We start from the raw sequence: 18,493 nt of genomic DNA, 5'->3' as shown, positions 1-18,493 counted from the left end.
CGGGTTGGTCAAAATCGTCACTCCGACGGATCGGCGAAGCCCCTCCCGTTCTTTAGGGACGCCTCGGCCCTCGCCTCCGGGGAAGGGGTGAGCCCACCGAGGAAGCCCACCCAGGCATTCCAGTAGGGCTCGCCGCCCACGAAGGCGGGGTCGTCGTGGCCGGCGCCGGGGATGGTTCGGAACCGCTTGGGGCCGCCGTACCGGTCGTAGAGCCGCCAGGCGAGCCCGATGGGGACCACCTGGTCCCGGTCGCCGTGGAGGAAGAGGGCGGGAACCTTCACCTCGGGCGCGAGGGCCAGGTTGTCCCAGAGGGGCTCCAGGTACCGCCGAAAGGGCCAGGACAGGACCGGGTAATGGAACCGGGCGAGGTCCGCGACCCGGGTGAACGCCCCCTCGAGCACCAGGCCCTCCACCGTGGTCCGCGCCGCCGTGTGGAGCGCCACCGCCGCCCCCAGACTCCGGCCGAAGAGCACCACGGGCCCGTCGGCCCGCCGGCGGGCCTCGGCGACGGCCGCGAGGGCGTCGCCGAGGAGCCCGGACTGGGTGGGCCGGCCGTCGCTTCGGCCGTAGCCCCGGTAGTCCAGGGCCAGGATCGACAGGCCCAGCCGCTCGTGGAGCCGAACGATCAGATCGACCCGGTCCGAGAGATTTCCCGCGTTCCCGTGGAGGAAGACGATGGCGGGACCCTCCCGGGTGCCCGGAACCCACCAGGCGTGGACCGTGACGCCGTCCGAGGCGACCAACCGGAGGTCCTCGTACCCGAGCCCCCGGGACCCGGGGGTGAGCCCCCCCGATGCCGACGGGTGGTACACCCAGCGTTCCACCCACGCGGAACATCCGGCCAGCAGCATCGCGGCGACGGCGAGCATGTAGGCAGCTCCCCTGATCGCGGAGGGCGATGACATCCGTTGGCGCAACGTCGGTCCTCGGCCTTTCGGGGTCGGCAAACCGGCAGCCGGCATCGGGTGGGGCGGGGCCGGAGCGCCGAACTTCCCCGGGCCCGACCCCGCGGATTTGGCGTCGCGTTGTGTCCGACACCCAGGTCCCCTAGCATAGAAGGTTCGCCGTTTGTCGCAAACCCGCGCGAGGCCCCGCCCCGGATTCCCGGTGGGCGGCCGCGATTCGCTGGCGCGCGGGAAGGAGGTCACGCCGCACCATGGAACCGCGCTGGATCGACCCCGCCCTCATCTACCGCCGGCTGCGGGCCAGGCGGCCCGGGCCGGCGCCCGAAGGCCGGGTGGACCGGTTCGCCGAGAGGTGGGATGAGGGGCGTGGAGAGGCGCGGGGCCTCGTGGCCCTCGCCGGGGAAGGGGGCCACGAGGCGGTCCTCTACGCCACCCCCACCCGGGTCGGGGGCACCTGCGGGTGCCGGGAGGTATGGCCCTGCGGGCACCTCCTGGTCCTGGCGAGGAAATGGGCCGAGGAGGCCTCCCGCAAGGGCTGCGAACCGGCCCACTGGCGGCCGCTCCTCGACGCCCTTGTGGGGCGGACGCCCCGCCCGGCGGGCCCCCGGCGGCTCGCCCACTGGGTGGCCCCCGCCCCCGCCGGCCGGACCGCGGGGTTGCTCCTCCACTGGAGGCTCCACCGGGCCCGCCCGGAGGGGCTGGGCCCCGGCCGGGTCGTGGCGTGGGAAGATCTCGCGGAGGCGGCGAGCCGGTGGGGCGCGGCGGTCGACCGGGAGGTGGCCCGCCGGGTCGGCGCCCTCGTGGCCGCGGGGGCCCAGCGGGCGGGGCCGGGAATCCGGGTGGACCCCGGCGACGTCGATCTCGTGCTCCGGTGCCTGGCGGAGGCGGATCACGTGTTCGACCAGCGAACCGGGAAGCCCGTCGAGGTCCGGCTCGACCCGGTGCCGGTCCGCCTGCGGGTCGAGGGGGAGGGCCAGGAATTCGTGCTCCGGGCGGATCTGGGGGGCGGGCCGTCGCTAGTGGTCGGGGAGCGGCAACCGTGGGTCTGGCGGGGAGGAGAGATTCGGCCGGTGGCGGGAGCCCGAAGCGGGTCGGCCCTGGCGCTCCTCTCGCGCGATGGCGCCCCGGTCGAGCCCGAAGAGGTGCCGGCCCTGGTCGGGGCCGCCTCGGGAGCCCTGGAGGCGGCGGGGGTCCGGTTGGATCTGGAGGGATTTCGGGCCGAGCGACTCCTCGTGGACGAAACCCCAAAGCCCCGGGTGTATCTGGAGGAGGCCGATGGCCGGCTGGTGGTGCGCCTGGCCTTCCGGTACGGGGACCTGGAGATCCCGGCGGAAAACCCCGACCCTACTCCCCGGGTGACCGTGGGTGCGCACTCGGCGTACGTGCGTCGGGACATGGAGGCCGAGTTCCGGGCCACACGGCGCCTCATGGAGGCGGGGCTCTCCCTGGTGGAACCCGGCTGGTTCACCGCCGAGGGCGAGGACGCCCTCGGGTTCCTCCTGGACGGGGTGCGGGAACTCGGGGAAGAGTGGGCGGTGTTCGGCGCGGAGCGGCTGGTCCGTTGGCGCGTGCGCCCGAAGCCCGTGGTCCTCCGGCTCCGGGCCCGCACCGGGATCGACTGGCTCGAGGTGGAGGCCGGGGCCGAGGCCGACGGCGTGCCGGTGGGCGTGCCAAGGCTCCTCGAGGCCCTTCGGCGGGGCGATCGGTACGTTCGGCTCGAGGACGGGTCGTTCGCACGGGTGGCCGAGGGGTTCCAGGACCGGGCGCTCCGGGTCCTGGAGGACCTGCGGATTGGGACCGGGGCGGCCCGGCTGCCGAAGCACCTGGCCCCCCTGGTGGAGGAGCTTGCGGATCTCGCCGAGGGGGCCGAATGGGAGGGCCGGGAGCTCTGGGCCGAAACCGTGCGTCGGCTCGCCGAGGCCCGGACAAAGCCGATCGGCCCCGTGCCGGGCCTCCGGGCAACCCTTCGGCCGTACCAGCGGGCCGGGGTGGGGTGGCTCGTGGCCGCTGGGGAGGCCGGCCTGGGTGTGGCGCTCGCCGACGACATGGGGCTCGGGAAGACCGTGCAGGCGCTCGCGGCCGTGGCATCGGGTGCCGGGGCCGGCCGGCCCAGCCTCGTGGTGGCCCCCACCTCGGTGGTGCCCAACTGGGAGGCCGAGGCCCGCCGGTTCACCCCGAACCTCAGGGTGCTTCGCCACCACGGGGCCGAGCGGGGGCAGGGCCCGGAGGCCTTCGGCGGTGCGGATCTGGTGATCACGAGCTACGCCCTCCTGCGCCGGGACCGGGAACTCCTGGCCGGGGTGGAGTGGGACTGGGCGATCCTGGACGAGGCCCAGGCCATCAAGAACCCCGACACCCAAACGGCCCGGGCCGCCCGGGCCCTGCGGGCCCGAAGGCGCCTCGCGCTGACCGGCACCCCCTTGGAAAACCACCTGGGCGAGATCTGGAGCCTGTTCCAGTTCCTGAACCCCGGCCTCCTCGGGAGCCAGCGCTCGTTTGCGCGCCGCTTCGTGCAGCCGATCCTGGCCGGCGACGAGGGGGCGGCCGAGGCGCTCCGGCGCCGGATCGCGCCGTTCGTGCTTCGGCGTCTGAAATCCGAGGTGGAGCCGGAGTTGCCTCCGAAGGTGGAGGCCGTGTTGTGGTGCGAGATGGAACCCGAGCAGGAGGCCCTGTACCGGTCGCTCCTCGAGGCCAGCCGGAGGCAGGTGGAGGCCGCCATCCGGCGCTCGGGGTTCGACCGGGCCCGGATGTCGGTGCTGGAGGCCCTGCTGCGGCTCCGTCAGGCGTGTACGCTCCCGGCGGTCCTGCCCGGGGGGGTGGGGGAGGGCGTCCCCTCGGCCAAGTTCGACCGGTTCCGCTCGTTCATGGCCGAGACCATCGAGGAGGGGCACCGGGTTCTCGTGTTCAGCCAGTTCACCCAGGTGCTCTCGCGGCTGCGGGACTGGTGCGAGCAGGCCGGGTACCGGCCGCTCTACCTCGACGGCCGCACCCGGAAGCGCGAGGAGAAGGTGCGCCGCTTCCAGGAGGACGAGTCGGTGCGGGTGTTCCTGATCAGCCTGAAGGCCGGCGGAGCGGGGCTGAACCTCACCGGCGCCGACTACGTGGTGCTCTTCGACCCCTGGTGGAACCCGGCCGTGGAGGCCCAGGCCACCGACCGCACCCACCGCATCGGCCAGACCCGGAAGGTGTTCTCCTACCGGATGGTGGTCCGGGGCACGGTGGAGGAGAAGATGCTGGAACTCCAGGCCCGCAAGCGGGGGCTCCTGGAGGCCGTCCTCGGCCCGGACGGCGCGGGCGCCCTCTCCGAGGAGGACGTTCGCGACCTTCTCGGCATCGAGGGGTGACGGGGCCCCCGCGGGCGGTGTCCCCGGGGTGTGCAGGGGGAAAGGGAGGCGCCACGGCGTGCCACGTTGGGTCGTGGACGACGGCTGATTTCTGTCCTCCGTCCTCTGATCCCCGGTCCCCTGGCCGGTTCCCGAAACGATGATAGGATCTCCCACCATGGCTTGGAGGCGCTCGAACCCCCAGGGGGGCCGGTGGCCCGTGTCGTTTCTCGGGCTCGCCTGGGCCGCGCTCTTGGCGGTGGCCCTGCCTTTCGGGGGCGCGCTCGTGGGGGCGGGGTGGTGGGCCGTCGATCTCGCCCGGGACGCGGCCGAGGGGCTGGAGGAGACCGCCCTCCAGGGGGCGTGGAGCCGGAGGCTGGAGGACAAACTCCTCGGTCTGGAGCGCAAGGCCCGGCAGTTGGTGGTGCTGGGGGACGCGGAGATCCTGGCCGACTACGAGGCCCGCCGGGGCGAGTTCCTGGAGGTCCTGGCGTGGCTCGAGGGGGCGGCTCCGGCCGAGGACGTTCGCCGGGAGTTGGCCCGCATCCGGGAGATTGAGGCCGGGGTGTACGCGCGGCTCGTGGCGGGGCCGGCCCCCCCCGGGGAGGTGGGCGGGGCGCTGGCGCGGTTCGGCGAGGCCCACGCGGCGGCCCGCGCCGTGACGAACCGGGTCCAGGAGAGGGTCGAACGGCGGGCCGAGACGACCCGGCAAGAGGCCGAGCGGCTGCGGCGCCGGCTTTGGGGGGTGGCCATGGCGGCGATCCCCCTGACCCTCGGGCTGGCGGCGCTCTTCGCGGTCCTCCTGTCCCGGCCGGTCCGCTCCCTGGAGGCCGCGGTGGAACGGCTCGGGGAGGGCGCGTTCGAAGCCGCGGTGGAGATCCACGGCCCGGCGGACCTGGCGAACCTCGGGGAGCGGCTCGACTGGATGCGCCGCAGGCTCCTGGAGCTGGAATCGGAGAAGACCCGGTTCCTCGCCCACCTGTCCCACGACCTGAAGACCCCGCTCACCGCGATCCGGGAGGGCGCGGAGCTCCTGCTGGGTGGGGTGGCCGGCGAGATGGACCCGGAGCAGGAGGAGGTGGTCCGGATCGTCCGGGAAAACGGGATCCACCTCCAGCGCCAGATCGAGAACCTCCTCGCCTTCAGCCTGGGGGAGGCGCGGGACCGGACCGAGCCCCGGGAAACCGTGGACCTGGCCGAGGTCGTCCGCCAGGTCGTCGAAGATCTGCAGCCGGCCTGCCGGACGAGGGGACTGGGGCTGGAGTCTCGGATCGAACCGGTTTCGGTGGAGGGGGTTCGCCGCCGGTTGCGCTCGGTGGTGGAGAACCTGGTGTCCAATGCCGTGAAGTTCACCCCCGACGGGGGCAATATTTTGATCCGTCTGGAATCCCAAGGGGACAGGGCCGTTCTGGGGGTCTACGACTCGGGCCCTGGGGTGCGGGCCGAGGATCGGGGCCAGGTGTTCGAGGCCTTCTTCCAGGGGAAGGCGCGGGGCGCGGGGCCGGTCAAGGGGAGCGGCCTCGGGTTGGCGATCGTGAAGGAGTATGTCGAGGCCCACCACGGGGCCGTGGAGTTGTGCCCGTCCCCGTTGGGCGGGGCGGGGTTTCGGGTGACCCTCCCGGTGCGGCAGGGATAGGCCGGGGGCGAAACAGGGAGGAGGTTCCGTGGAGAGGTCGGCGGGCAGGGGTGCTAGACGTTACCGCACGGTGCGGGCCCTCCTATTGGCAGGGGTGTGCGGCCTCCAGGCCTGCGGGGTCCTCCCCGCCCGGGGCGTGCGCGACCGGGAGGTGCGGGTCACGGCCGAGGCGCCGGCCCCGTCCCCCTGTCCGGACCCCTTGCGGCCGCTCCGGGAAGCCCTCGCCCTGCCCCTCCCCGAGGCCGAGGCCCGGTGGGGGCGAGAGGTAGCCGAGGCGGCCCTGGGGAATCCAGAGGCCCGGGTACGGGTTCTCGCTCTGGCCGTGCGCCTCCCGCCGGCCGGGGGCCGGCGGGCCGACCTGGATCGCCTGTTTCCCCCGGGGGAGGACGGTGGGGTGTCGGACCCCCTCGAGCAAGTCCTGCTCGCCGCCGCCCGCCGCGTTCCCCCGCCGGCCCTGCCCCCGGCCGAGCCGAAGGCGGCCGACGAGGCGTGCCGGCGCCGGCTCGCGAAGGCCGAGGAGGCCTCCCAACGGGCACAAGCCCGGGTGCGCGAACTGGAGCAACGGCTCCAGCGGCGTGAGGAGGAGAATCGGGCCCTCGAGCGGCAGATCGAGGAACTCAAGACGATCGAACGGATCCTGGAACACCGGAGGCCCGAGTAGCCGTGACCGAGCCAGCCCGCCACCTGTTGGTCGTGGACGACGACCGGGATCTCCTGAAGCTCCTGGCCCTGCGGCTCAAGGCCGCCGGGTTCCGGGTCACCACGGCCGCGAGCGGCGAAGAGGCCCTGGCCGCCCTGGCGGCCGACGCCCCGGACCTCGTGATCACCGACCTGCGCATGGACGGCATGGACGGCATGGCCCTCTACGACGCGATCCGGGAGCGCCACCCGTCGCTGCCGGTGATCATCCTCACGGCCCACGGCTCGATCCCGGAGGCCGTGGAGGCCACCCGCCGGGGCGTGTTCGGGTTCATGACGAAACCCTTCGACGGCCGGGAACTCGTGGCCGAGGTCCGGCGGGCCCTGGCCCTGGGGAGCGGCCCCAGCGCCGGGGCCGGGGAGTCGTGGCGGGAGGAGATCGTGACCCGGAGCCCCGCTATGGAAGAGGTGCTGCGCCGGGCGAAGCTCGCGGCCCAGGGGGAGGCGGCGGTGCTCATCTACGGGGAGAGCGGCACGGGAAAGGAGCTCCTCGCCCGGGCCATCCACCGGGCGAGCCCCCGGGCGACGGGCCCCTTCGTGGCCCTGAACTGCGGGGCGATCCCCGAGCCGCTGCTCGAGTCGGAACTCTTCGGCCACGCCCGGGGGGCGTTCACGGGGGCCACCGAGGAGCGGCCGGGGCTCTTCCGGTCCGCCCAGGGGGGAACGCTGCTTCTCGACGAGATCGGCGACATGCCCCTGAACCTCCAGGTGAAGCTCCTGCGGGTCCTGCAGGACCGGGAGGTCCGGCCCGTGGGGGCCACCCGCGTGTTCCCGGTGGACGTACGGGTGATCGCCGCGACCCACCGGGACCTGGACCGGGAGGTGAGGGAGGGGCGGTTCCGAGAAGACCTCTACTACCGGATCCACGTGGTGCGGCTGGAGATCCCCCCTCTCGCCGAGCGCCGGGAGGACATCCCGCTCCTGGCCGAGCATTTTCTCCGGCGCCTGGCCGAGCGCTCCGGGCGCCGCGTGGCCGGTTTCGCCCCCGAGGCCATGGAACTGCTCCTCGCCGCCCCGTGGCCCGGGAACGTGCGCCAGTTGGCGAACGTGGTGGAGCACGCGTTCACGCTGTGCACGGCGCCCTTGATCCCGGCCGACCTGGTGCGAGAGGCGCTTCGGGAGCCGGCGGAGGCAGTGCCCACCCTGGCCGAGGCGCGCCGGCGGTTCGAGCTCGAGTACCTGGTGCGGGTGCTCCAGATGGCCGAGGGGAACGTGACCCGGGCGGCCCGCATGGCCGGCCGGAACCGCACCGAGTTCTACCGGCTCCTCCGGCGCCACCACCTGGACCCGAACCTGTTCAAGGCCGAGGGGTAGGGCGGGGCGTTCCGTCAGGATGCGAGCGCGACCTCCGGGGGCACGTACTCCAGCCCGTGGGCCTCGGCCACCGCGGGGTGGGTCACCCGGCCCCGGTGCACGTTGAGCCCGTTTCGGAACCCGGCATCCTCCCGCACGGCCCCGAGGCCCTTTTCTGCCAGGGCGATGACGTAGGGCAGGGTGGACTGGACCAGGGCCAGGGTGGAGGTGCGGGCCACGGCGCCGGGCATGTTGGCCACGCAGTAGTGGACCACCCCGTCCACCACGTAAGTCGGGTCGTCGTGGGTGGTGGGCCGGGAGGTGGCGAAGCAGCCGCCCTGGTCGATGGCCACGTCCACGAGCACGGAGCCCCGGGGCATCGCGGCCACGAGGTCCCGCGAGACGAGCTTGGGGGCGGCCGCCCCCGGCACGAGCACGGCGCCGATCACGAGGTCGGCGGACGTGACGAGCCGCTCGATGGCCTCGGTCGTGGAGTAGATCGTGCGCACCCGGCCGGCAAAGAGGTCGTCCAGTTGGTGCAGCCGCTCCACCGACCGGTCGAGCACCGTGACGTCGGCCCCCATGCCGGCGGCCACCCGCGCCGCGTTGGTGCCCACCACACCCCCGCCGATCACCACCACCCGGGCCGGCTCCACCCCCGGGACCCCGCCGAGGAGCACCCCCCGGCCGCCCTGGGCCATCTCGAGGGCCCGGGCGCCCGCCTGGACCGAGAGCCGGCCGGCCACCTCCGACATGGGAGCCAAAAGGGGCAGCCGACCGGCCGGATCGGTCACGGTTTCGTACGCCACGGCCGTGCAGCCCGACGCCAGAAGGCCCCGGGTCTGCTCGGGATCGGGGGCCAGGTGGAGGTACGTGAACAAGATCTGGCCCTCCCGCAGGAGCGCCACCTCCCCGGGCTGGGGCTCCTTGACCTTGACGACCAGGTCGGCCTGGGCGAACACCTCCCCCGGCGTGGCGAGGATCCGGGCGCCGGCGGCCTCGTAGGCCTCGTCCGGGAACCCGATGGCCGCCCCGGCGCCGGTTTCCACCGACACCTCGTGCCCCCGGGCCGTGAGCTCCCGCACGGCGGCGGGGGTGAGCCCCACGCGAAACTCCCGGTTCTTGATCTCCTTGGGTACCCCGATCCTCATGGCGGCCTCCTGGGCTGGGAATGGAACCTCTCGACTTGGGAGAAGAATACGTTGTTTCTTGCGCAATGTGCTTGCAAAGTGGGGCTGTCCGAAGCGATCTTGTGACGGAACCCGTGAAAAAGAGGACGTGAGATGCAAGAATCTGCGCAGGTGGACCTGGACCACCTGGACCGCGCGATCCTGCGGGAACTCCAATCGGACGGCCGCATCACCAACGCCCAGTTGGCCAGGCGGGTGGGGTTCTCGGAGTCGGCGTGCCTGCGGCGGGTGCGGCGGCTCGAGGAGGCGGGCGTCATCGACCGGTACGTGGCGATCCTGCGGCCCGAGGCCGTGGGGAAGGCGGGCACCGTGTTCGTGCGGGTCTCGCTCCACGGCCAACAGCGGGACGCCCTCGAGCGGTTCGAACGGGCCATCCGGGAGGTGCCCGAGGTGATGGAGTGCTACCTCATGAGCGGAGACGTGGACTACCTCGTGCGCGTCGCGGTGGGAGGGTTGGCCGACTACGAGCGGGTTCACGACCGCCTGACCCGGCTTCCGGGCGTGGCCCGAGTGCTCTCGTCGTTCGCGCTGCGGACCGTGCTCAAACGGACGGCCCTGCCCCTCGGCTGACCGGGTTGGACGGCGCCGCGAGCGTGCCGTATCCTTGCGGCTGGGCGGCTGGGCGGCTGGGCGGCGAGGCGGCGAGGCGGCTAGGCGGCTAGGCGGCTAGGCGGCTAGGCGGCTAGGCGGCTAAGCGGCGGAAAGCCTTTGGGGGGTCGGCGCCGGCGCCCGTGTCAGGGGTCCGTGGCGAGACGACAGAAAGCAGGGGTTCTCTGACCTCTGAATTCTGGCCCCCGATACGGCAGCCGCTCCGACGGATTGGCCGGCGCGATGACGCTGGAATCCCGAATGTTCTTAGCCGCCTAGCTGCCAAGCAGCCCAGCCGCCTAGCCGAAGTCTCTTGGAATCGCGATGCCGAAACGCCTCTTTCTGAAAGTGGGGGACCTGGTGGTCCACCGGGACTGCAAGGCCTGGGGGGTGGGCCGGGTGGTGGAGCTTCGCACCTCGAGCCTGGAGGGCGGGCCGGCCCTGGTGCGCATCCGGTTCGAGGACGGCGAGGTGCGCACCTTCTTCAACGACCTCTCCGAGCCCAACTGCTGCTACTACCGGGGCATCCGGTTCTACCGAGGGTGATGGGAATGGGGAGCCCTGTGGTGCGGGACGCCGATGTTGCCGATTTTCCGCGCATTCTCGAGCTCAACCGCGGCGTCGTCGCGGTGACGAGCCCGCTCGATTGGGCCGGGCTCCAACGCCTCCATGATCTGAGCTGTCACCACCGGGTCGCAGAGAGTGCAGGCCGGGTGGTCGGGTTCCTCCTCGCCCTGGCCGAGGGGCAGCCCTACCGGAACCCCAACTACGAGTGGTTCGCGGCCCGGTATCCCACCTTCGTCTACATTGACCGGGTGGTGGTGGCGCCCGAGGCGAGGGGGCGCGGGGTGGGGCGGTTGCTCTACGAGGATCTCTTCCGGGCGCTCGCGGCGCGGGGAACCGGGGTCGTGGGCTGCGAATACACGGTGGATCCCCCCAACGAGGCCTCCCGCAAGTTCCACACGGCCCTGGGGTTCCGGGAGGTGGGGCGGCAGCGGGTGGCGGGCGGGGCCAAGGAGGTGTCGCTCCAGGTGTTCCGGCCGTGACCGGCCGCTCTTTTGCGTTGACACCGCGGCGGAGGGGCTGGTAAAAGAAGCGCCTTCCGGCCGCCTGCGCGGCCCGAACGCAGCGAGACCCGCTTGTAGGCACGTAGCTCAGTGGGAGAGCACCTGCCCGACACGCAGGGGGTCGGCGGTTCAATCCCGCCCGTGCCTACCACTTCTTGCTCGTTCGCGGATGAGGCATCGCGTGGTCTCCACCGGTGCCTTTTGTTTTTTGCCGGCGCGTTCCCGCGGCGCCGAAGGAGTTCGAGCCATGGCGATCCGGGTGACCCTGCCCGACGGAAGCGTGAAGGAGGTGCCCCCCGGCACAACGGCCCTGGAGGTGGCGGAGTCGATCGGCAAGCGGCTCGCCCGGGAGGCCGTGGCCGCCGAGGTGGACGGCCGGCTGGTGGATCTCACCGCGCCCCTGACGGCGGACTGCCGGCTCCGGATCCTCACCCCCGACAGCCCCGAGGGCCTCGACGTGCTCCGGCACTCGGCCTCCCACGTCATGGCCCAGGCGGTCAAGCGGGTGGTGGGCGATGCCAAGCTCGCTATCGGCCCGGCCACGGCCGACGGGTTCTATTACGACTTCGACACCCCCCGGCCCCTGACCCCGGAGGACCTGGAAAAGATCGAGGCCGAGATGGCCCGGATCGTCAAGGAAGACCTCCCGGTGCGGCGCCGGGAGCTTCCGCGCGACGAGGCGATCCGGTTCTTCCGGGATCGAGGGGAACCCTACAAGGTGGAGCTCATCGAGGACCTGCCCGACGAGGAGACGATCTCGCTCTACGAGCAGGGGGAGTTCGCCGACCTCTGCCGGGGCCCCCACGTGCCCTCCACGGGCCGGGTCAAGGTGTTCAAGCTGCTGTCCGTGGCTGGGGCGTACTGGCGGGGCGACGAGCGAAACCCCATGCTCCAGCGGATCTACGGCACCGCCTTCGGCACGAAGGAGGAGTTGGCCGAGCGGCTCCGGCTCCTGGAGGAGGCGAAAAAGCGGGACCACCGCAAGCTCGGCCGGGAGCTCGAGCTGTTCTCCATCGAGGACGAGGTGGGTCCGGGGCTCGTGATCTGGCACCCCAAGGGAGCCCTCGTGCGCACGATTCTCGAGGATTTCGAACGCCGGGAGCATCTGCGGCGGGGCTACCAGATCGTGATCGGCCCCCAGATTCTGCGCAAAGAGCTCTGGGAGCGCTCGGGCCACTACGACAACTACCGGGAGAACATGTACTTCACCGAGGTGGAGGAGGGGCAAGTTTACGGCATCAAGCCGATGAACTGCCTCGCCCACATGGTGATCTACCGGTCCAAGGTGCGCTCGTACCGGGATCTCCCCCTGCGGTACTTTGAGCTCGGCACCGTGCACCGGCACGAAAAGTCCGGCGTGCTCCATGGGCTCACCCGGGTGCGGGGGTTCACCCAGGACGACGCCCACATCCTGTGCACCCCGGAGCAGTTGCTCGACGAGATCTCGGGCATTCTCGATTTCGTCCAGGACGTCATGGGGCTTTTCGGGTTCGAGTACGAGGTGGAACTCTCCACCCGGCCCGAGAAATCCATCGGCGACGACGAGGCCTGGGAGCGGGCCACCCGCGCCCTTGAAGAGGCCCTTCGCAGCCGGGGGATGGCCTACGGGGTCTGCGAGGGGGAGGGGGCGTTTTACGGGCCCAAGATCGACGTGAAACTGCGCGACGCGCTTGACAGAAAGTGGCAGTGTGCTACAATCCAGGCCGATTTTACCCTCCCGGAACGGTTCGATCTCACCTACGTGGGGGCCGACGGGGAGCGGCACCGGCCGGTGATGCTCCACCGAGTGATCCTGGGTTCGATCGAGCGGTTCATCGGGATCTTGATTGAGCATTTCGCCGGAGCGTTTCCGACCTGGCTGGCCCCGGTCCAGGTTGTCCTCCTGCCCATCTCCGACCGTCACGCCCCCTACGCCCGCAAGGCGGAAGGGCTGTTGCGCGCCCGCGGGGTGCGGGTGGAGGTGGACGACCGCAACGAGACGCTGCGGTACAAGATCCGGGAGGCGCAGCTCCAGAAGGTGCCCTACATGGTCGTGGTGGGCGACCGGGAGGTGTCCGACGGCACGGTGTCGCCGCGGCCCCGGTCGGGGGATCCGCTGCCCACCATGCCGCTGGAGGAGTTCGTGGAGCGGGTGGCCGAGGAGGCCGCCGTGCCCCGATTGGAGGAGCGACGCTGAACGCCCTGACCGAGGAGGTGCCCCATCGCTGACCAACCCCGCATCAACCGCATGATCCGGGTCCGGGAGGTCCGGACCATCGGGCCCGACGGTTCCCAACTCGGGATCCTGCCGATCGAACGGGCCCTGGCCCTGGCGGAAGAGATGGACATGGACCTGGTGGAGGTGGCGCCCCAAGCCCGGCCGCCGGTTTGCAAGATCATGGACTACGGCCGGTACAAGTACCACCAGGCCAAGAAAGCCCAGGAGGCCCGCAAGCGCCAGGTCCAGACCCAGGTCAAGGAGGTCAAGGTCCGCCCCAAGACCGACGAGCACGACTTCCAGGTCAAGCTGAAGAAGGTGCGCGAGTTCTTGGACGAAGGGCACAAGGTCAAGGTCACGGTCATGTTCCGGGGCCGCGAGGTCACCCTGCCGGAACGGGGCCTGCAGCAGTTGCAGCGAATGGTCGAGGAGTTGGGCGACGAGGCGAAGGTGGAGCAGGCCCCCCGCATGGAGGGCCGCAACATGTTCATGCTGCTCTCCCCGCCGCCCCGGGCCGCGAAGAAATCCTGAAGCGCGAGAGAGGAAGACGCCATGCCGAAGATGAAGACCCACCGGGCGGCGGCCAAGCGGTTCAAGAAGACCGCCACCGGAAAGTTCAAGTACCGCCGGGCGTTTCGCAGCCACCTGCTGGGCGGCAAGAAGGCCAAGCGCAAGCGGCAACTGCGCCGGCCCGATTTCGTGGACGCCACCCACGCCCGGCACATGCAAAAGCTCTTGCCCTACGCGTAGTCCCGAACCGTTTTCCAGTTCCCCGCGGAACGCACCTCATCCCCGGGTCCGCCATGTACCTGGGGGATAGGGGGTCCGACCCGGACCGGCCGCGGGGACGCGTTTGCCAACCCAAGGAGAAAAGCCATGGCACGTTCCCGTCCCTCGGTTGCGTCGCGCCAGCGCCGCAAAAAGATCCTGAAGCAGGCCCGCGGGTACTACGGCGCCCGCCGCCGCCACCTCCGGAAGGCCATCGAGACCCTGCACCGGGCCTGGGTGTACAGCTACCGCGACCGCAAGAACCGGAAGCGGGAGTTCCGGCGTCTGTGGATCGCCCGGATCGGCGCGGCCGCCAAACAGAACGGCACTTCCTACAGCCGGCTCACGCACGCCCTCAAGACGGCCGGGGTGGAACTCAACCGCAAGATGCTCGCCGAGCTCGCGGTGCGCCACCCCGAGGATTTCGCCCGGCTGGTGGAAGAGGTCCGCTAGGCCTCCCCCCGGCCTAGCCCACCCCCGCTCCCGCCATGATTGACCAGCTCCGAGCCCTCGCCGACCGGGCCCTGGCCGAGATCCGCGCCGCGCCCGATTCCCAGGCCCTCGATGCCCTCCGGGTCCGGTACCTGGGGCGCAAGGGCGACCTCACCGCCTGCCTGAAGGAGATGGGCCGGCTCGACCCGGCCGAGCGGCCCGTGGTGGGCCGGGTGGCCAACGAGGTCAAGGCGGCCATCGAGAGGGCGCTGGCCGAGCGGAGGGAGGCTCTCGGCCGGGCCGAGTTGGATCGTAGGCTCCAGGCCGAGGCCGTGGACGTCACCCTGCCGGGCCGCAGGGGCCACCGGGGCGGGCTACACCCGATCACCCGGGTGGTGCGGGAACTCCTGGAGATCTTCGGCCAGATGGGGTTTTCGGTGGCCGAGGGGCCCGAGGTGGAGCTCGAGTACTACAACTTCGAGGCCCTGAACATCCCGGCCGACCACCCCGCCCGTGACATGCAGGACACCTTCTTCGTGGCCCCCGGGGTGGTGCTTCGTACCCACACGAGCCCGGTGCAGATCCGCACCATGGAGGCCCAGAAGCCCCCGGTGAAGATCGTGGCCCCGGGCAAGGTGTACCGGTGCGACTCCGACGTCACCCACTCCCCCATGTTCCACCAGATCGAGGGGCTGCTGGTGGACCGGGACGTGACCTTCGCCGACCTCAAGGGCGTGCTCACCGAGTTCGTGCACCGGTACTACGGTCCCGACACGGGGGTGCGGTTCCGTCCCAGCTTTTTCCCGTTCACCGAGCCCAGCGCCGAGGTGGACATCCAGTGTGTGCTGTGCGGGGGTTCGGGCTGCCGGGTGTGCTCGGGCACGGGCTGGCTCGAGATCCTGGGCTCGGGCATGGTGGACCCGGCGGTGTACGGGTTCGTGGGGTACGACCCCGAGGAGGTCCAGGGGTTCGCCTTCGGCCTCGGGGTCGAGCGGATCGCGATGCTCAAGTACGGCATCGACGACATCCGGCTCTTTTTCGAAAACGACCTTCGGTTCCTCGGGCACTTCGGCTGAGCGTCCCATGCGCGTTCCGGTTTCCTGGCTCAAAGAGTACGTGGAGTTCGACCTCGGGCCCGAGGCCCTCGCCGAGCGCCTCACCATGGCGGGCCTCGAGGTGGGCGCCGTGGAGCGCCGGGGCGAGGGGATCGAGGGGGTGGTGGTGGCGCAGATCCTGGAAAAGGGGCCCCACCCGAACGCCGACCGCTTGAGCCTGTGCCGGGTCACCGATGGGGCCGAGACCTACGAGATCGTGTGCGGCGCCACAAACATGGCCGCGGGCGACAAGGTGGCCCTGGCCCGGGTGGGGGCGCGGCTTCCCGGCGGGTTCAAGATCAAGAAGACCAAGATCCGGGGCCAGGTGAGCTACGGCATGATGTGCTCCGAGCGGGAGCTCGGCCTCGGCGAGGACCACTCGGGGATCCTGATTCTGCCGGCCGACGCCCCGGTGGGCACCGACCTTCTGGAGTACCTGGGACTCCCGGAGACCGTGATCGAGGTGGAGATCACCCCGAACCGGCCCGACTGCCTGTCGGTGGTGGGGGTGGCCCGGGAGGTGGCGGCCCTGACCGGAGGCGAACTCCGGATCCCCGAGCCCGAGGTCCCCGAAGAGGGGCCCGCCGTGGAGGAGCTCACCTCGGTGGAGATCCGCGACCCCGACCTCTGCCACCGCTACGCGGCCCGGGTGATTCGGGGCGTGCGGGTGGGGCCGTCGCCCCTGTGGCTGCGCCGGCGCCTCGAGGCCTGTGGGGTGCGGTCCATCAACAACGTGGTGGACGTGACGAACTACGTGCTCCTGGAGCTCGGGCACCCCTTGCACGCTTTCGACCGAAACCGGCTCGTGGAGGGCCGCATCGTGGTCCAGCGGGCCCGGGACGGCGAGCGGTTTACCACCCTGGACGGCCAGGAGCGCGAGCTCGACGCCGACACCCTGGTCATCTGCGACGCCGAGCGGCCCGTGGCCCTGGCCGGCGTGATGGGGGGCGAGAACTCCGAGGTCGAGCCCGACACCACCGAGATCCTTCTGGAGAGCGCCTGGTTCCTGCCCTCGAACATCCGGCGCACGTCCCGGCGGCTCGGGCTTCGCACCGAGGCCTCCTACCGCTTCGAGCGGGGCACCGACATCGAGGGACTCCTCCGGGCCCTCGACCGGGCCACGGAACTCATCGTCCAACTGGCCGGCGGCACCGTGGCCCGGGGCGTCTACGACGCCTACCCGACCCGGCACGAGCCGGCGCGGGTGCGCCTGCGGTACGACCGGGTGCGGGGCCTTCTGGGAACCGAGATCCGGGCCGACGAGGTGCGAACGATCCTCACGAGCCTTGGCATGGCCGAGGAAGCGGCCGACGACGCCTCGGTTACCGTGCGGGTGCCCACCCACCGGGTGGACCTGGAGCGGGCGGTGGACCTGATCGAGGAGGTCGCCCGGATCCACGGGTATGAGCGGATCCCCACCACGCTTCCCCGGGTGCCGATGCGGCCCGACCCGGTGCCGGCGCGGCGGCGCACGGCGAACCGGGCCCGGGACCTCCTGGCCGGTCAGGGGTACTACGAGGCGGTGTGTTTGAGCTTCGGGGACCCGGCCGACGACGACCGGCTGGGCCTTCCCGAGGGAGATGCCCTGCGTCACCACGTCGTGCTCGCCAACCCCCTGGGCCGGGACTCCTCGGTGCTCCGGACGACGCTCGTGCCGGGCCTGTTGCGGAGCCTCGCCCGCAACCAGCGACGCCAGGTGGGCTCCGCGAGGCTCTTCGAGGTGGGGCGCACGTTCCATCCCCGGGAGGGCGAGGCCCTGCCGGACGAAACCCTCCGGGTGGCGGCGGTGGCTGCCGGTGCCCGGGACCCGCTGGCCTGGTGGAGCGGGGACGAGGCCGTGGATTTCTTTGACGCCAAGGGCGCCCTCGAAACCCTGCTCCTGGGGTTCGGGCTCGGCAGCCTCCGGTTCGTGCCCACCGCCGACCTTCCCTGGCTTCACCCCGGCCGGGCGGCCCGGGTCGAGGCCGAGGGACGGGCGCTCGGATGGGTGGGGGAGTTTCACCCCGGCCGCCTCGGGGATTGGGACCTCGAGGGCCCCGTGGCCGGGTTCGAGGTGGACCTCGACGCGGTTCTGGATCTTTCCCGGGAACCCGGGGCGTTTCCGGGGCTTCCCCGGTATCCGGCGGTGCAGCGGGATCTTGCCGTCCTGGTGGATCCGGCCCGGGCCCGGGCCCAGGACGTCGTGGACGCGGTGTGGGCCGCCGGGTCTGCCCTCGTACGGGAGGTCGAGATCTTCGACGTGTACCGGGGCGAGCGCATCCCGGAGGGGTTGGTGAGCCTGGCGCTCCGGGTCACCTATCGGGCCGACGACCGCACCCTGACGGATGAGGAGGTTCGGGCCGAGGAGGCCCGGGTTCTCGAATCGTTGGCCGCGCGTACCGGGGCTCGCCTTCGGTAGGGCCGCCCGGACAGGGCGGCGAGGAATCGTTTCCATGCACGCGAAAAAGGACGGGACAACCATGACGAAATCGGATCTCGTGGAGGCGCTGCACGAGCGGGTGGGCTTTAGCCGGAAGCGGTCGGCCGAGGTGGTGGGGCTCATCCTGGAGCTCATCAAGGAGGCCCTGGAGCAGGGCGAGAAGGTGAAGATCAGCGGGTTCGGCAACTTCGAGGTGCGCCAGAAGGCGGCCCGCCGGGGCCGGAACCCCCAGACCGGCGAGTCCATCACCATCCGCGAGCGCCGGGTGCTCACCTTCAAGCCGAGCCAGGTGCTCAAGGAGCGCCTGAACAACGGCTGAACGGCGCGCCGGGGCCGTTGCACCGGGCGGCTCTCGCTGGTATGATTGGCGCCCTTCCGGGCGAAGGAGCGGGCGTTGGAGAGCCGGGGGATCCCCCAGAAGCTCTACTACCGGATCGGGGAGGTGGCGGAGATCGTCGGGGTCAAGCCCCACGTGCTCCGGTACTGGGAGAGCGAGTTTCCGTTCCTCTCCCCCCGAAAGAGCGACGGGAACCAACGGCTCTACACCCACCAGGACCTCGAAAAGGTCCGGTTGATCAAAAAGCTCCTCTACGAGGAGCGGTTCACGATCAGCGGGGTGAAGCGCAAGTTCCGGGAGATCTGGAAGACCGAGCGCAACGCCCCGCGGGCCGGAACCCGAAAGCAGCTGCTCGCGCGGCTGCGGGCCGACGCCGAGGAGGTCCTCCGGATCCTGGGGCAGGGCTGAGACAACCGAATACCGTGTCGGGACGTGGCGCAGTCTGGTAGCGCACCTGAATGGGGTTCAGGGGGTCGGAGGTTCGAATCCTCTCGTCCCGACCAGCAATATCAAGGGCTTACGGGTCATCCCCGTAAGCCCTTTTC

Annotated in this window: 16 protein-coding genes, 2 tRNA genes and 1 pseudogene; 17 read left to right on the top strand and 2 right to left on the bottom strand. The window is 71.4% G+C overall.

Annotated features, from left to right (window positions below):
* Window positions 1-17: 17 nt before the first annotated feature.
* The gene (locus ACYQ8L_RS10485; RefSeq protein WP_459941741.1) at window positions 18-869 is read right to left on the bottom strand and encodes an alpha/beta hydrolase; all 852 of its coding nucleotides are present in this window, start codon (window positions 867-869) and stop codon (window positions 18-20) included.
* 287 nt (window positions 870-1,156) lie between these two features.
* On the opposite strand from ACYQ8L_RS10485, the gene ACYQ8L_RS10480 reads away from it, so the two are divergent.
* The 4 genes from ACYQ8L_RS10480 (at window position 1,157) to ACYQ8L_RS10465 (ending at window position 7,877) form a co-directional block, all read left to right on the top strand.
* A complete protein-coding gene (locus tag ACYQ8L_RS10480; RefSeq protein ID WP_459941740.1) occupies window positions 1,157-4,249 on the top strand; it encodes a DEAD/DEAH box helicase in 3,093 nt (1,030 codons plus the stop codon).
* 157 nt (window positions 4,250-4,406) lie between these two features.
* Window positions 4,407-5,864, top strand: a complete 1,458-nt coding sequence (locus ACYQ8L_RS10475; protein WP_459941739.1) for a sensor histidine kinase — start codon at window positions 4,407-4,409, stop codon at window positions 5,862-5,864.
* Window positions 5,865-5,892: 28 nt separating this feature from the next.
* A complete protein-coding gene (locus ACYQ8L_RS10470) occupies window positions 5,893-6,525 on the top strand; it encodes a hypothetical protein (protein ID WP_459941738.1) in 633 nt (210 codons plus the stop codon).
* 2 nt (window positions 6,526-6,527) lie between these two features.
* Window positions 6,528-7,877 carry a sigma 54-interacting transcriptional regulator gene (locus ACYQ8L_RS10465; RefSeq protein WP_459941737.1) on the top strand — a complete coding sequence of 450 codons (1,350 nt, stop codon included), beginning with the start codon at window positions 6,528-6,530 and terminating at the stop codon, window positions 7,875-7,877.
* 14 nt (window positions 7,878-7,891) lie between these two features.
* Here ACYQ8L_RS10465 and ald read toward each other — a convergent pair whose 3' ends face one another.
* On the bottom strand, window positions 7,892-9,007 hold the full coding sequence (gene ald, locus ACYQ8L_RS10460) for an alanine dehydrogenase (protein WP_459941736.1): 1,116 nt from the start codon (window positions 9,005-9,007) through the stop codon (window positions 7,892-7,894).
* 132 nt (window positions 9,008-9,139) lie between these two features.
* On the opposite strand from ald, the gene ACYQ8L_RS10455 reads away from it, so the two are divergent.
* From ACYQ8L_RS10455 to ACYQ8L_RS10395, 13 genes and pseudogenes are all read left to right on the top strand, one after another.
* Window positions 9,140-9,616: an Lrp/AsnC family transcriptional regulator gene (locus tag ACYQ8L_RS10455; RefSeq protein ID WP_459941735.1), complete on the top strand. Its 477-nt coding sequence runs from the start codon at window positions 9,140-9,142 to the stop codon at window positions 9,614-9,616.
* 342 nt (window positions 9,617-9,958) lie between these two features.
* On the top strand, window positions 9,959-10,180 hold the full coding sequence (locus tag ACYQ8L_RS10450) for a DUF3553 domain-containing protein (RefSeq protein ID WP_459941734.1): 222 nt from the start codon (window positions 9,959-9,961) through the stop codon (window positions 10,178-10,180).
* A 20-nt stretch (window positions 10,181-10,200) separates the two neighbouring features.
* Complete coding sequence (locus ACYQ8L_RS10445; protein WP_459941733.1) at window positions 10,201-10,680, top strand: GNAT family N-acetyltransferase; 480 nt, start codon at window positions 10,201-10,203, stop codon at window positions 10,678-10,680.
* Between the two features lie 97 nt (window positions 10,681-10,777).
* Window positions 10,778-10,852: transfer RNA gene (locus tag ACYQ8L_RS10440), tRNA-Val, on the top strand.
* A gap of 96 nt (window positions 10,853-10,948) precedes the next feature.
* Window positions 10,949-12,877, top strand: coding sequence for a threonine--tRNA ligase (gene thrS, locus ACYQ8L_RS10435; protein ID WP_459941732.1), 1,929 nt, complete (start codon window positions 10,949-10,951; stop codon window positions 12,875-12,877).
* A gap of 24 nt (window positions 12,878-12,901) precedes the next feature.
* Window positions 12,902-13,429 carry a translation initiation factor IF-3 gene (gene infC, locus ACYQ8L_RS10430; protein ID WP_459941764.1) on the top strand — a complete coding sequence of 176 codons (528 nt, stop codon included), beginning with the start codon at window positions 12,902-12,904 and terminating at the stop codon, window positions 13,427-13,429.
* A 21-nt stretch (window positions 13,430-13,450) separates the two neighbouring features.
* Window positions 13,451-13,648, top strand: coding sequence for a 50S ribosomal protein L35 (gene rpmI / locus ACYQ8L_RS10425; RefSeq protein ID WP_459941731.1), 198 nt, complete (start codon window positions 13,451-13,453; stop codon window positions 13,646-13,648).
* Between the two features lie 126 nt (window positions 13,649-13,774).
* Window positions 13,775-14,119 carry a 50S ribosomal protein L20 gene (gene rplT / locus ACYQ8L_RS10420; RefSeq protein ID WP_459941730.1) on the top strand — a complete coding sequence of 115 codons (345 nt, stop codon included), beginning with the start codon at window positions 13,775-13,777 and terminating at the stop codon, window positions 14,117-14,119.
* A 35-nt stretch (window positions 14,120-14,154) separates the two neighbouring features.
* A complete protein-coding gene (gene pheS / locus ACYQ8L_RS10415) occupies window positions 14,155-15,174 on the top strand; it encodes a phenylalanine--tRNA ligase subunit alpha (protein WP_459941729.1) in 1,020 nt (339 codons plus the stop codon).
* A gap of 7 nt (window positions 15,175-15,181) precedes the next feature.
* A complete protein-coding gene (gene pheT / locus ACYQ8L_RS10410) occupies window positions 15,182-17,590 on the top strand; it encodes a phenylalanine--tRNA ligase subunit beta (protein ID WP_459941728.1) in 2,409 nt (802 codons plus the stop codon).
* Window positions 17,591-17,651: 61 nt separating this feature from the next.
* Window positions 17,652-17,927 (top strand): annotated as a pseudogene (locus ACYQ8L_RS10405) (integration host factor subunit alpha); the annotation flags it as partial.
* Between the two features lie 78 nt (window positions 17,928-18,005).
* Complete coding sequence (locus ACYQ8L_RS10400) at window positions 18,006-18,356, top strand: MerR family transcriptional regulator (RefSeq protein ID WP_459941727.1); 351 nt, start codon at window positions 18,006-18,008, stop codon at window positions 18,354-18,356.
* Between the two features lie 18 nt (window positions 18,357-18,374).
* Window positions 18,375-18,451 (top strand) — tRNA-Pro (locus tag ACYQ8L_RS10395).
* The last annotated feature ends 42 nt before the right edge of the window (window positions 18,452-18,493 follow it).

The sequence above is a fragment of the Deferrisoma palaeochoriense genome, assembly GCF_054656955.1.
Note: the sequence above shows the minus strand (reverse complement) of the source record. Positions and strands in the feature narration are given on the sequence as shown.

Coding starts and splice junctions, on each gene's coding strand:
- ACYQ8L_RS10485 (WP_459941741.1), bottom strand. CDS start 869: ATGCTCGCCGTCGCCGCGATGCTGCTGGCCGGATGTTCCGCGTGGGTG.
- ACYQ8L_RS10480 (WP_459941740.1), top strand. CDS start 1,157: ATGGAACCGCGCTGGATCGACCCCGCCCTCATCTACCGCCGGCTGCGG.
- ACYQ8L_RS10475 (WP_459941739.1), top strand. CDS start 4,407: ATGGCTTGGAGGCGCTCGAACCCCCAGGGGGGCCGGTGGCCCGTGTCG.
- ald (WP_459941736.1), bottom strand. CDS start 9,007: ATGAGGATCGGGGTACCCAAGGAGATCAAGAACCGGGAGTTTCGCGTG.
- ACYQ8L_RS10455 (WP_459941735.1), top strand. CDS start 9,140: ATGCAAGAATCTGCGCAGGTGGACCTGGACCACCTGGACCGCGCGATC.
- ACYQ8L_RS10450 (WP_459941734.1), top strand. CDS start 9,959: ATGCCGAAACGCCTCTTTCTGAAAGTGGGGGACCTGGTGGTCCACCGG.
- thrS (WP_459941732.1), top strand. CDS start 10,949: ATGGCGATCCGGGTGACCCTGCCCGACGGAAGCGTGAAGGAGGTGCCC.
- rpmI (WP_459941731.1), top strand. CDS start 13,451: ATGCCGAAGATGAAGACCCACCGGGCGGCGGCCAAGCGGTTCAAGAAG.
- rplT (WP_459941730.1), top strand. CDS start 13,775: ATGGCACGTTCCCGTCCCTCGGTTGCGTCGCGCCAGCGCCGCAAAAAG.
- pheS (WP_459941729.1), top strand. CDS start 14,155: ATGATTGACCAGCTCCGAGCCCTCGCCGACCGGGCCCTGGCCGAGATC.
- pheT (WP_459941728.1), top strand. CDS start 15,182: ATGCGCGTTCCGGTTTCCTGGCTCAAAGAGTACGTGGAGTTCGACCTC.